This is a genomic window from Streptomyces shenzhenensis, assembly GCF_021462265.1.
In the GTDB taxonomy this organism is placed as follows: Bacteria; Actinomycetota; Actinomycetes; order Streptomycetales; family Streptomycetaceae; genus Streptomyces; species Streptomyces shenzhenensis.
The window spans coordinates 125,062-137,042 of sequence record NZ_JAJONF010000026.1 but is presented as its reverse complement, the minus strand read 5'-3'; the positions used below and the strand labels follow the sequence as shown (position 1 = coordinate 137,042).

The 11,981-nt window shown below is 72.6% G+C and carries 13 protein-coding genes; 3 read left to right on the top strand and 10 right to left on the bottom strand.

Features of this window, described 5'->3' with window-relative positions; all coding sequences use genetic code 11:
• Window positions 1–74 precede the first annotated feature (74 nt).
• From cysC to LQ326_RS29355, 9 genes are all read right to left on the bottom strand, one after another.
• The gene (gene cysC / locus LQ326_RS29390) at window positions 75–650 is read right to left on the bottom strand and encodes an adenylyl-sulfate kinase (protein ID WP_268207699.1); all 576 of its coding nucleotides are present in this window, start codon (window positions 648–650) and stop codon (window positions 75–77) included.
• Complete coding sequence (locus LQ326_RS29385; RefSeq protein WP_234542073.1) at window positions 647–1,357, bottom strand: phosphoadenylyl-sulfate reductase; 711 nt, start codon at window positions 1,355–1,357, stop codon at window positions 647–649. The genes cysC and LQ326_RS29385 overlap by 4 nt, the downstream gene beginning before the upstream one ends.
• On the bottom strand, window positions 1,354–1,533 hold the full coding sequence (locus tag LQ326_RS29380) for a hypothetical protein (protein WP_234542072.1): 180 nt from the start codon (window positions 1,531–1,533) through the stop codon (window positions 1,354–1,356). Before LQ326_RS29380 ends, LQ326_RS29385 begins: the two co-directional genes overlap by 4 nt.
• Window positions 1,530–3,227: a nitrite/sulfite reductase gene (locus LQ326_RS29375; RefSeq protein ID WP_234542071.1), complete on the bottom strand. Its 1,698-nt coding sequence runs from the start codon at window positions 3,225–3,227 to the stop codon at window positions 1,530–1,532. Before LQ326_RS29375 ends, LQ326_RS29380 begins: the two co-directional genes overlap by 4 nt.
• Before the next feature lie 123 nt (window positions 3,228–3,350).
• Window positions 3,351–3,434, bottom strand: a complete 84-nt coding sequence (locus tag LQ326_RS48805) for a putative leader peptide (RefSeq protein ID WP_309500612.1) — start codon at window positions 3,432–3,434, stop codon at window positions 3,351–3,353.
• Window positions 3,435–3,538: 104 nt separating this feature from the next.
• Window positions 3,539–4,117: a GNAT family N-acetyltransferase gene (locus tag LQ326_RS29370; protein ID WP_234542070.1), complete on the bottom strand. Its 579-nt coding sequence runs from the start codon at window positions 4,115–4,117 to the stop codon at window positions 3,539–3,541.
• A 42-nt stretch (window positions 4,118–4,159) separates the two neighbouring features.
• Window positions 4,160–5,494 carry a hypothetical protein gene (locus LQ326_RS29365; protein WP_234542069.1) on the bottom strand — a complete coding sequence of 445 codons (1,335 nt, stop codon included), beginning with the start codon at window positions 5,492–5,494 and terminating at the stop codon, window positions 4,160–4,162.
• Window positions 5,495–5,687: 193 nt separating this feature from the next.
• A complete protein-coding gene (locus LQ326_RS29360) occupies window positions 5,688–6,959 on the bottom strand; it encodes a GAF domain-containing protein (RefSeq protein WP_234542068.1) in 1,272 nt (423 codons plus the stop codon).
• A 399-nt stretch (window positions 6,960–7,358) separates the two neighbouring features.
• Window positions 7,359–9,002, bottom strand: a complete 1,644-nt coding sequence (locus LQ326_RS29355; RefSeq protein ID WP_234542067.1) for an acyl-CoA dehydrogenase family protein — start codon at window positions 9,000–9,002, stop codon at window positions 7,359–7,361.
• Window positions 9,003–9,129: 127 nt separating this feature from the next.
• Between LQ326_RS29355 and LQ326_RS29350 the strand changes: the two genes are divergently transcribed.
• Window positions 9,130–10,275 (top strand): YihY/virulence factor BrkB family protein, encoded by a 1,146-nt coding sequence (locus LQ326_RS29350; RefSeq protein ID WP_234542066.1) that lies wholly within the window; start codon window positions 9,130–9,132, stop codon window positions 10,273–10,275.
• A 242-nt stretch (window positions 10,276–10,517) separates the two neighbouring features.
• Window positions 10,518–11,192, top strand: coding sequence for a helix-turn-helix transcriptional regulator (locus tag LQ326_RS29345; protein ID WP_234542065.1), 675 nt, complete (start codon window positions 10,518–10,520; stop codon window positions 11,190–11,192).
• Here LQ326_RS29345 and LQ326_RS29340 read toward each other — a convergent pair.
• Window positions 11,178–11,576, bottom strand: coding sequence for a VOC family protein (locus tag LQ326_RS29340; RefSeq protein ID WP_234542064.1), 399 nt, complete (start codon window positions 11,574–11,576; stop codon window positions 11,178–11,180). The two genes, LQ326_RS29345 and LQ326_RS29340, sit on opposite strands and share 15 nt — an antisense overlap.
• Before the next feature lie 195 nt (window positions 11,577–11,771).
• On the opposite strand from LQ326_RS29340, the gene LQ326_RS29335 reads away from it, so the two are divergent.
• A complete protein-coding gene (locus LQ326_RS29335) occupies window positions 11,772–11,972 on the top strand; it encodes a hypothetical protein (RefSeq protein ID WP_268207717.1) in 201 nt (66 codons plus the stop codon).
• The last annotated feature ends 9 nt before the right edge of the window (window positions 11,973–11,981 follow it).

Sequence of the window (11,981 nt, the reverse complement as noted above, 5' to 3'; positions counted from 1 at the left end):
CGACTCCAGCGCGTCCAGATGCGACAGGGCGTACGGGGTGCCCGTGCCCTCCCCGTGAGCCGCCACGGTCGTCGTCATGCCAGTCCCTTCCCGCTCAGCAGGGCGTACACCGACGCCGCGGACTCCTGCACGCTCTGGTGCTGCGACTCGATCCGCAGATCGGGCGTCTCCGGCTCCTCGTACGGGTCGTCCACGCCGGTCAGCCCGGTCAGCTCACCCGCGGCCTGCTTGGCGTACAGACCCTTCACATCGCGTACGGAGCACACCTCGACCGGGGTCGCCACGTGCACCTCCACGTACGCGGTGCCGTTCTCCGCGTGGCGCTTGCGGACCGCCTCGCGGCTGTCCGAGTAGGGCGCGATCACCGGGACGAGCGCCTTGACGCCGTTGCGGGCCAGCAACTCGGCGACGAAGCCGATGCGCTGCACGTTGGTGTGCCGGTCCTCGCGGCTGAAGCCGAGGCCCGCCGAGATGAACTCGCGTATCTCGTCGCCGTCGAGCACCTCGACGAGGTGGCCCTCCTCGCGCAGCCGGCCGGCCAGCTCGTACGCGATGGTGGTCTTGCCGGCACTCGGCAGACCCGTGAGCCAGACGGTGGCTCCGGTCGTCACGTTGTTCTCCTGGTTCGTCGAAAGCCCGATGGCCGTCATCCGTGCAGTCCGCACTCGGTCTTGGCCCGCCCCGCCCAGCGGCCGGCGCGCGCGTCCTCGCCCTCCAGCACCCGGCGGGTGCAGGGGGCACAGCCGACGGAGGTGTAGCCGTCCATCAGCAGGGGGTTGGTCAGCACCCCGTGTTCGGCGACGTAGGCGTCCACGTCGTCCTGGCTCCAGCGGGCGATCGGGGAGATCTTGACCTTCTGCCGCTTCTCGTCCCAGCCGACGACCGGGGTGCCGGCCCGGGTCGCGGACTCGTCGCGGCGCAGCCCGGTCGCCCATGCGGTGTAGTTCTTCAGGCCCCGCTCCAGCGGCAGCACCTTGCGGAGCCTGCAGCACAGGTCGGGGTCGCGGTCGTGCAGCCTGGGGCCGTACTCCGCGTCCTGCTCGGCGACCGTCTGGCGCGGGGTGAGGGTGATGACGTTGACGTCCATCACCGCCTCGACCGCGTCCCGGGTGCCGATGGTCTCCGGGAAGTGGTAGCCGGTGTCGAGGAAGACGACGTCCACACCCTTCTGGACGCGGGACGCCAGGTGGGCCACCACGGCGTCCTCCATGGAGGAGGTCACGCAGAAGCCCTTGCCGAAGGTGTCCGCCGCCCACTGGAGGATCTCCAGGGCGGAGGCGTCTTCGAGGTCACGGCCGGCCTGTTCGGCCAGCGCCCTCAACTCCTCGGTGGTTCGCTCTTCCTGAGCGGTGGTCATGTCTGTTCCCCTCCAGCTTCGGAGCGCTTCAGCCCCCGGGCGAGCAGCCCGAGGAACTTCAGCTGGAATGCGCGGTTGCAGGCGGCGCATTCCCAGGCGCCGTGGCCCTGCTCGCCGGGACGCAGGTCCTCGTCACCGCAGTAGGGGCAGTAGAAGGGGGCGGCCCGCTCGCTCATGAGAGGGCCTCCTCGCCGGCGCGGGCGGCCCAGACGGCGAACCGCTCGCCGGCCGCGCGCTCCGCCTGGAAGCGCCGCAGCAACCGCTCGACGTAGTCCGGGAGTTCGTCCGCGGTCACCTTGAGACCGCGGACCTTGCGGCCGAACCCGGCCTCCAGGCCGAGCGCCCCGCCCAGGTGCACCTGGTAGCCCTCGACCTGCTCGCCCTCGTCGTTGAGGACCAGCTGGCCCTTGAGACCGATGTCCGCGACCTGGATCCGGGCGCAGGCGTTCGGGCAGCCGTTGAGGTTGATGGTGAGCGGCTCGTCGAACTCGGGCAGCCGGCGCTCCAGCTCGTCGATGAGCGAGCTGCCGCGCTGCTTGGTCTCGACGATGGCGAGCTTGCAGTACTCGATGCCGGTGCAGGCCATGGTGCCGCGCCGGAACGGGGACGGCCTGGCGGTCAGGTCCAGCGCCTCAAGGGCCTCGACCAGCGACTCGACCTGCGCCTCCACCACGTCGAGGATGATCATCTTCTGCTCGACGGTGGTCCGTACCCGGCCCGAGCCGTGCGCCTCGGCGAGGTCCGCGATCTTCGCCAGGGTGGCGCCGTCCACGCGGCCGACGCGCGGGGCGAACCCGACGTAGAAGTTGCCGTCCTGCTGCCGGTGCACACCGACGTGGTCGCGCCAGCGCTGGACCGGCTCACCGGGGGCGGGGCCGTCGACGAGCTTCCGCTGCAGGTACTCGTCCTCCAGCACCTGGCGGAACTTCTCCGGGCCCCAGTCGGCGACCAGGAACTTCAGGCGGGCACGGGTGCGCAGCCGCCGGTAGCCGTAGTCCCGGAAGATGCCGACGACGCCGGCCCAGACGTCCGGGACCTCGTTCAACGGCACCCAGGCGCCGAGCCGGACGCCGATCTTCGGGTTGGTGGACAGGCCGCCCCCGACCCACAGGTCGAAGCCGGGGCCGTGCTCGGGGTGCTCGACGCCGACGAACGCCACGTCGTTGATCTCGTGGACGACGTCCAGGAGCGGGGAGCCGGAGATCGCCGTCTTGAACTTGCGCGGCAGGTTGGAGAACTCCTTGCTGCCGATGTACCGCTCGTGGATCTCGTCGATCGCCCAGCTGCCGTCGATGATCTCGTCCTCGGCGATGCCGGCGACCGGCGAGCCGATCACGACACGCGGGCAGTCGCCGCACGCCTCCGTGGTGGAGAGCCCGACCGCCTCGAGACGGTTCCAGATCTCGGGCACGTCCTCGATCCGGATCCAGTGCAGCTGGATGTTCTGCCGGTCGGTGATGTCCGCGCTGCCCCGCGCGAACTCCTGCGAGATCTCGCCGATCACCCGCAGCTGCCGCGTGGTGAGCCGGCCGCCGTCGATCCGCACCCGCAGCATGAAGTACTTGTCGTCCAGCTCCTCCGGCTCCAGGACGGCGGTCTTGCCGCCGTCGATGCCGGGCTTGCGCTGGGTGTACAGCCCCCACCAGCGCATACGTCCGCGCAGGTCGTTGGGGTCGATCGAGTCGAAGCCGCGCTTGGAGTAGATCGTCTCAATGCGTGTCCGCACATTGAGACCGTCGTCGTCCTTCTTGAACTGTTCGTTGCCGTTGAGCGGGGTGTGGTGCCCCATGGCCCACTGCCCCTCGCCGCGGTGACGGCTCACCTTGCGGCGCGGCGCGGAGGCAGCGGGGTTCTGCGGGGTGGCGGCCATGGCGATATACGTCCTTCGGACAGGTGGGAGGCTCTGACCTGCGCCTGCGGGCGCATACGGGCACAGGCGCGCAACATTGCGCTGGGAGAGGTCTGGACAGGGCGGCGCGGCGGAGCTGTGCTCTCAGCCTGCCGGACAGATGGCGCTGGACATGCGGCCGAGATCGACGTGGCGTCGACTCACCAAGGCAATTCCAGTTCCAGACATGACGGAAGCGTGTCACGCGGATCTCCGGGCAGTCCACCATCGTCCGCGATTCGGACTAATCTATTCTGAATACTGAGACGGAGTGTTGTGGGTCACGCCCCGTCTCACACGGTGGTGTGCGCCCCGGGCCACGGTCCGGGCGCCGAGACGTCCGGTTCCTCCGCGACCTTGGTGTCGAACAGCCGGAAACCCCGCCGCTGGTAGTTCGCCATCGCGTGCTCGCCGTCCAGGCTGCACGTGTGCAGCCACACCCGCTTCGTCGGCGGCCGCTCGGCCCACCGCTCCGCCAGGTCCCAGGCGCGCGCGGCGCCGTACGAGAGCAGGTGACCGCCGATGCGGCGCCCCCGGAACGCCGGGAGCAGGCCGAAGTAGGCGATCTCCACGACCCCGTCGTCCTGGGGGTCGAGCTCCACATAGCCCGCCGGGGTGCCCCGGTCGTACGCGACCCAGGTCTCCACGCCCGGTCGCGCCAGGTACTGCTGCCAGCGGGCGTGGCTCCAGCCCAGCCGGTCGGTCCATCGGATGTCACCGCCGACCGAGGCGTACAGGAAGCGGCTGAACTCGGGGGAGGGGACCTCGGCGCGGACGATCCCGACCGTGCCGCCGTCCGGGGCGGCGGCGGGCAGGAGGTCGGCCGGGGAAGTCTGCTCCAGGGACCAGATGGTCACGACGATGCTGCTCATGGGGCCAGGCAATCATCCCGGTCCCGGACATGTCGACAGCCGTTATCCGAGGGACGCGTCGATCGAGCGCAGCGGGACCGAGAACAGCATGCGGTCGGTGACCGACCACACCTCGCCGGTGTCCGGCGCGTAGGAGAGCGAGCCGGTGCCCTCGGCCCAGCAGCGGTGCGAGGCGTCCGAGCCGCAGTCGGCCGCCCGCGCGCCCTTGGCGTCCTGGCGCCACAGGCTGCCGTGCCCGTCCATGGCGCCGGGCAGGTGTCCGACGTACCACTCGGAGTCCGTCGCGCCCGGCGGCCGGTACGACAGGACACCCCGGATCTCCGAGGCCCCGGTCCGGTACGCCTCGACCGCGTCGGCCCGGCCGAAGGTGTCCGTGGCGAGCAGTCCGCCGCGCCCCGGATCCTCGTCGAACGCGTACCGCCACAGCCGGGCGTGCTGATCGCTGCCCGCGGGCGTCCACTCGCCGAGGACCAGGCTGTCCGGGGCCGTCCCCCGGTCCACCGAGAGCGCGCTCGGGCAGGGCGTGCCGGTCGGGGAGCAGGCCCCGTCGGTGAAGCGGTACGAGCCCACGGCCGGCATCACGTACCGGAAGCCGTCGGCCGACCAGCCGCCGCGCACCCGGCCGATCGCCCGGGTCAGCACCGAGGTGCGCTGGATGCGGTTCAGGTCGTAGACGTAGAGCGCTTTGGCGCTGCCCTGGACGGTGGTGACCAGGAGCTTGTCCTGGTACCAGGCCATGCCGGAGATCCCCGAGGTCAGGCCGCGGTAGGTGCTGCCGTCGGCGCTGGGCACGGTCAGCAGGACCCAGGAGTAGGAGGGGTGGGCGGGGGGGTTCGCGTTGATCACCGCGATCCTGGCCAGGCCCCGGGAGGCGGCGGGGCCGCTGCTGGTGCTGTGCGTCCAGCCGGCCAGGACGACGCGGTTGGCGCCCCACAGGCCGTCGTCGTCCGCCTCCGAGGAGGTGGTGACCGAGGCCGGCTGCCAGTCGTCGGTGAGGGTGTCGGCGGGGTCCCAGCAGTACGCCTCGGTGGCGGCCGGGGTGACCGGCAGCGAGTCCCGGTCACCGGAGTCGCAGTCGGCCGCCTCGCGCAGGGTGTGGTCGGACTCGGCCAGCACGTCGGCGACCCCGACCGTGCCGCCCATCGCCGAGGCGAGCCGGTCCAGCGAGCGGCGCGGTACGAGGCGTTCCTGGAGCTGCAGCCGGGCGGTGTCGGCGGTGGAGGTCAGTGGCTTCAGTGCGCCGGGGTTCTCGGCGACGGTGGCCTGCGAGGCGCTGACGATCGTGGCCGTCGCGGTGAGCGCCAGCGCGGTCCCGGCCAGGGCCGCGCGCAGTGCCGCACCCCGTCTGCGCCGCCGGTGTCTGCCGCGATGCTTCATGTGTCCTCCCGAGGCGGGCCAACTGCGCCTGATGGTCCGAGCGTTGATCAAGGTGCAGGTGGGGAGGCCCGTACTCGGATGGTACGGCAGCCGGGGTCGCCGTACCTCGAAGTCCGCGCAAATACGCGGAAGATACCTCCGCGGATGACCCGGATGCCCCGGATGTGCCGAAGAGGTTCGGGAGCCGGGACGTTCAGCGGGGGCGAGACGCCCGGCCCGCCGTCACCGCCGGGGCGGTCGAGTGCGGCAGCAGGTCGCCCGGGTCGTCGGGGAGCAGCACCTCGATCTCGGCGTCCTCCCGGAAGCGGTACGGCCGGTGTTCGAGAAGTGCCCCGAGGTACCGCCGGATCCGGGACATCTCGGCGCGTACGGTCACGGTCCGCGAGGCGTCCCCGAAGATGTCCTCGGCCAGCCCGGCCGCGCTGCGCCCGGCGCGCCGCACCGCCAGCAGGTACAGCAACTCGGCGTGCCGGGGGCTGAGTTCACGGGACCACGAGCCCGCGCCGCCGCCGACCGTCACCGAGGGCCGGCGTGGCCGGGCCAGATCGAGCACGAGCCGGCCCCCGCCCGCCGGCGCCGGCTCGTCCACCGCCCGCAGCAGCCAGCCCCCGGCCAGCGGCTCCACCACGCACAGCCCGAGCGCGGGCAGCCACCGGTGGCCCGGCGACAGCGACTTGGGCAGCGCGAGCCGCCGTGGATACGGCACGCCGGTGACCGCCGCGGTCCAGCCGTCGGCGTCCACCACCACCGCCCGCCCGCCGAGCCGGGCCAGCACCGGGGCCGCCACCGCCCGCAGCCGCTCCAGCGCGTCCAGGTGCAGTTCCCGCAGCCGGGCCTCGGCGAGCTTCGCCACCGAGTTCACCCAGGCCAGGGTGGCCGGATGCATCGTCTCCAGCGGGCCGCTGACGTCCACCACACCGAGCAGGCTGCCGTCCCGGGGGTCGGTGATCGGGGCGCCGGAACACGTCCAGGAGACGTGTGAGCGGACGAAGTGCTCGCCGGCGAACACCTGCACGGGCCCGCGCACCACCGCCGGGGTGCCGACCCCGTTGGTTCCGACGACGTCTTCGCGCCAGTCCGCGCCGAGTTCCAGGCCGAGCCCGTCCGCCTTGCGCAGCACCGGCGAGGATCCCTCCCGCCACAGCACCCGCCCGTCGGCATCGGCCACCACCATGATGTGCTGGGCGGTGTCCGCGACCGGAAGCAGTCCCTCGCGCAGCACCGGCAGTACGTCCCTGAGCGGTGACTCCTCGCGTCTGCGCCGGACTTCGTCGGCGGACAGCAGCCCCGAACGGAAGTCGTGGTCGGGGTCGACTCCGCTGCGCAGCATGCGCCCCCAGGACTGTTCGATCACCGGCCGGGGCGCGAGCCGCCCACGCCGTCCGGAGAGTCTGGCCTCGCGCACCTCGTTCAGTACCCGCGCCGCCTGCGCCGCGTCCTTCGCGGCGAGTCGCGCCACGTCCATCGGCGGGTTCCCCACTGAGGTCCTCCCGGATACGCCTCGAAAGGCATCGATGAGTCGCTGTCAAGCGGTCCGGGCGGCGGGTTCCGGTCCGACTGCGCGTCTCATACTGCCGTTTTCCGGTGCCGGAGGCACACAGTCCGCACACAGTCGCCGAGATGTTGCAACCCCCTGCAACCCTGGTGGACCGGCGGGGGGTGGCCGAAACTTGAGCGGACGCCGCGGCGTCGGCGGCCTGTTCCACGGGCCGAGGAGGCGGGGGTGGTGCCGTGTCGGCGCAGCACCACCCCCGCCGGCCGGTGGGGGCCAAGTCGCAGCAGGGGGTGCGTCGGCGGCTGACGGTTGTGGAGGGTTGCTCGCGCTCACTGGCGGAGCCGCATGCCGATACCGCCCCGTGCCCCTTCAGGCAGGGATGAGCACCCTTGCCCGGTCCACCACGGCGGTGAGGTCGAGTCCTGACGGCAGGGTGCCGAAGGTGGAGCCCCAGTCGTTGCCCAGGCGGGACGCGCAGAAGGCGTCCGCCACCTCCGGCGGCGCGAAGCGGACCAGCAGCGAACCCTGGAGAACCGTCGCCAGCCGTTCCACCAGCCGCCTGGCCCTGCCCTCCATGCCCTCCAGGTCGGCCAGTTCGGAGAAGAGGTCCTTGACCGCGCGGTCCAGGCGGTGGTCGGCGCCGTGCGCGCGGCCGATCTCCTGGAGGTAGGCGTCCAGCGCGCCCGGTTCGCGTTGCAGCGCGCGGAGCACGTCCAGGGCCTGGATGTTGCCGGCGCCCTCCCAGACCGAGTTGAGCGGGGACTCGCGGACCAGCCGGGGCAGGCCCGACTCCTCCACGTAGCCGTTGCCGCCCAGGCACTCGGCGGCCTCCACCACGAGCGGCGCGCAGCGCTTGGTCACCCAGTACTTGGCGGCGGGCAAGGCCAGCCGCAGCAGGGCCAGTTCGGACTCGCCGCCGTCGTCGTAGGCGGCGGCCAGCCGCAGCGCGAGGGTGGTCGCGGCCTCCGACTCGATCGCGAGGTCGGCCAGCACGTTGCGCATCAGCGGCTTGTCGGCCAGCCGCCCGCCGAACGCCTCGCGGTGCGTGGCGTGGTGCACGGCCTGCGCCACCGCCTGCCGCATCAGCCCCGCCGAGCCCAGCACGCAGTCCAGCCGGGTCGCGGCGACCATCTCGATGATGGTCCGCACCCCGCGCCCCTCCTCGCCCACGCGCCGCGCCCAGGTCCCGTCGAACTCGACCTCGGCGGACGCGTTCGACCGGTTGCCGAGCTTGTCCTTGAGCCGCTGCAGGAGGAAGACGTTGCGGGTGCCGTCCTCCAGCACCCGCGGGACGAGGAAACAGGTGAGCCCGGCGGACGCCTGGGCCAGTACGAGGAAGCCGTCCGACATCGGTGCCGAGCAGAACCACTTGTGGCCGGTGAGGGCGTACGCGCCGGCCTCGGCGAGCGGAACGGCGGCGGTCGCGTTCGCCCGCACGTCGCTGCCGCCCTGCTTCTCCGTCATGCCCATGCCGAACAGGGCGCCGGCCTTCCGTGCGGCGGGCCGCAGCTCACGGTCGTAGATCACCGAGCTCAGCAGCGGCTCCCACGCGGCGGCCAGCTCCGGATCGGCGCGCAGCACGGGCACCGCAGCGTTGGTCATCGACAGCGGGCAGCAGTTGCCGGCCTCGACCTGGGTCCAGACCAGGAACGCGGCGGCGCGCCGGACGTGCCCGGACGGCCGGGCCCAGCCGGTGGTCAGGCCCGCGCCGACGCCCTTGCCGAGCAGCCGGTGCCAGGCGGGATGGAACTCGACCTCGTCGATCCGGCGGCCGTAACGGTCGTGGGTGCGCAGCCGCGGCGGGTGCTCGTTCGCCTGCGCCCCCCACTCCTGGACCTGCGCCGAGCCGGCCGAGGCGCCGATCCCCGAGAGCTCGGCGCGCACCTCGTCGAGCAGCTCCGGGCCGGTGTGCCGCTCGACGGCCTCGACCAGGGCCCGGTCGGCTCCGAACAGGTCGTACCCGACCAGCGGGGGCGGCTGGTTGGTCACGGTGTGCGTGGTGTTGCCTGCCATGGCTGTGAACCTACCCGGAGCGGCGGCGGTGGTCTCCAGCCTGACACAACGGCCCCGCTCGACGAGTCCGCCCCGGCCCGGGCCCCGTGAGGTGAGGAGGGCCCCGGGCGGCGGATACCGTTAGAGCGTGCAGTCAGCAAGCGATACTCCCGAGCGGCCCTCCGGCCGGCTCCACCGGGCCAGAGCCCTCTACCGGAACGTCTCCAAGCGCCGGACGGCCTGGCTGCTGCTCAAGGACACCGTCAATTCCTGCGTGGAGTACCGCATCCTCGGTCTGGCCGCCGAAGCCGCCTTCTTCACCCTGCTCTCCGTACCACCGCTGCTGCTCTCGCTCATCGGACTGCTCGGCTACGTCGACGACTGGACCGGCGCCCACACCATCGCCAGCCTGGAGGCCAACCTCCTGGACGCCTCCCGCACGGTCCTGTCCGACAAGGGCGTCAAGGAGATCGCCGAGCCGATCCTGAACGACGTGATGAAGGGCGGCCGCCCCGACGTCATCTCCATAGGCTTCCTGTTCGCCCTGTGGTCGGGCTCCCGCGCGGTGAACGTCTTCATCGACACGATCACCGTGATGTACGGCCTGGACGGCGTCCGGGGCATCGTGAAGACCCGGATCGTCTCCTTCCTTCTCTTCATCGCCGCGCTGCTGATCGGCTCGGTCGCGCTGCCGCTGATGGTGGCCGGCCCGGACGCGGTGGTCGGGGTCGTGCCCTGGTCGGAGACGCTGGTCCAGGTCCTGTACTGGCCGGTCGTGATCGTCCTGTCCATCGTCTTCCTGACCACGCTGTACCACGTCTCCGTGCCGGTGCGCTCGCCGTGGATCGAGGACGTGCCCGGTGCCCTGGTCGCCCTGGCCATGTGGGTCCTCGGCAGCTTCCTGCTCCGCATCTACCTGACCAGCACCATCGAGGGCGCGACGATCTACGGTTCCCTCGCCGCCTCCGTCGCCGTGCTCCTGTGGATCGGCGTCTCGGCCTTCGCCGTGCTCGTCGGCGCCGCCGTGAACGCCGCGATCGACCGGGTCTGGCCGGCCGCCGCGACGGCCGCGGCGCGCGCCGCCAACGAGCGGCTGCGGGAGGCCCAGGTCGCCGAGTACGTGGCCCGTGCGGCCGCGGCGCGGGAGGCCGATCCCGGGGATCCCGACGACCCCGACATGCCGTCGGAGTTCCCGGAGCGATGGTCCCGGTTCCTGCCGCCGGAGGACGTCACGGCGCGGCTGCGCGCGCATGTGAAGAGCGGCCATCCGCCGCCGCGCAAGCCGGAGGCGTGAGGCCGACGCCGGGTTCGTCGTGGGGGTTCGCGACGGGGGCGGGGCGCGGGTTCGTCGTGGCCGGCCGCGCGCACGCGGCCTCAGCCGCGTATCGGACGCATATCGGACCTGGCGCCGCGCCCTTTCGGTGCGTGGTCGGGACGGCATATCGGACCTGGCCCCGCGCCCTTTCGGGGCGCGGTCGGGCCGGCGTGTCGAACAGGGCCCCGCGTCCCTGAAGGGGCGCGTCTACGCTGACATCCGTGTACGAGGAACGGGCGTCTCGGCTCTCTGGTGCGGTCGTCTGGGTGAACAGGACCGACGAGGGCGGCGCCGGGCGTGTGCTGCCCGACGGGTGCATGGATCTGCTCTGGCACGAGGGGCGGCTGCTGGTCGCCGGGCCCGATACGCGCGCTCACGTCACCGAGGGCGCCCAGGGTGTGTGGGTCGGCCTGCGCTTCTACCCCGGTACCGCGCCCGCCGTCCTCGGCGTGCCGGCGCACGAGCTGCTCGACCGGCGGGTGGAGCTGGGGGACCTGTGGCCGGCCGCCGACGTACGACGGCTGCGGGACCGTGTCGTCCGCGCGGCCGACCCCGCCGCCGCGCTGGAGGAGATCGCCCTGGACCGGACCCCGCCCCCCGACCCGTCGCTGCGGCGGCTCGTCGAAGCCCTGGACGCCGGGCGGTCCGTGGCGGCCGCCGCCGACGAACTCGGTCTCGGCGCCCGCCGCCTGCACCGGCGCTGTCGTGCCGCCTTCGGCTACGGGCCCAAGACGCTCGCCCGGGTGCTGCGGATGCAGCGGGCGCTCGCGCTCGCCCGGGCCGGGGTGCCGCTCGCGGAGACGGCGCTCCGGGCCGGGTACGCGGATCAGCCGCACCTCTCCCGGGACGTACGGGAACTGGCGGGTCTGCCGCTGACCGGGCTACTCGGCGGGTAGCGGGGCGAACAGGTCGACGCCGTTGCCGTCGGGGTCGTGCACCGTGGCGTACCGCTGGCCCCAGAACGCGTCCCAGGGCTTGAGCTCGCCGTGGTGGCCGGCGCCGACCAGGTCGTCGTAGAGCGCGTCGACCTCGGCGGGTGAGGCGCAGCGGAAGGCGAGTGACACCCGGCCGCCGCCGGACGGCGGGCGCCAGTCCGGGTGGAAGGAGCGGATCGTCTCCTCCGTGTCCAGCGCGAGGGTGAGCCCGCCGGGCAACTCGGCCTCGACGTGCGGCTGTTCCTCGGCACCGGGCGGGAACCGCAGGCCGAGGCGGCGGTAGAAGGCGAGGGAGGCGGTCAGGTCGGAGGTGACGAGACCGAGCACGGCGAATCGTGGAGTCATGCCGTCACCGTAGGCGGGAGCCGGTCGCCGGTCTTGAAGGAATCGGACACCCGGTTCAGCGAGGGGCCACCGGGCCGTGCGGGGCGCCGACGGTGGTGGAGAGCGACGCCGGGCCTTCGGCTGTGGCCGGGGCCGTCACGCGGGACGCGGGGAAAACCGCTCCCCTGTGGAACACCTGTGCGGCACGATGGGTGCGTGATCCGTGCCGTGCGCGTCCTGCCGCCCCTGCTCCTGGCCACCGCCCTGCTCACCGGCTGCGGCACCGAGCAGGCGGGCCCGGGAGCTTCCGGAGATTCCGGTGCCCCCGCCGCCCCGGCCGAACTGGCCTCCAGGGCAGCGGCGTCGGGGATGGCACCGGAGCTGGTCTACGTCACCGACGCGCCGGGCTTCACCTGATTCTGGCGA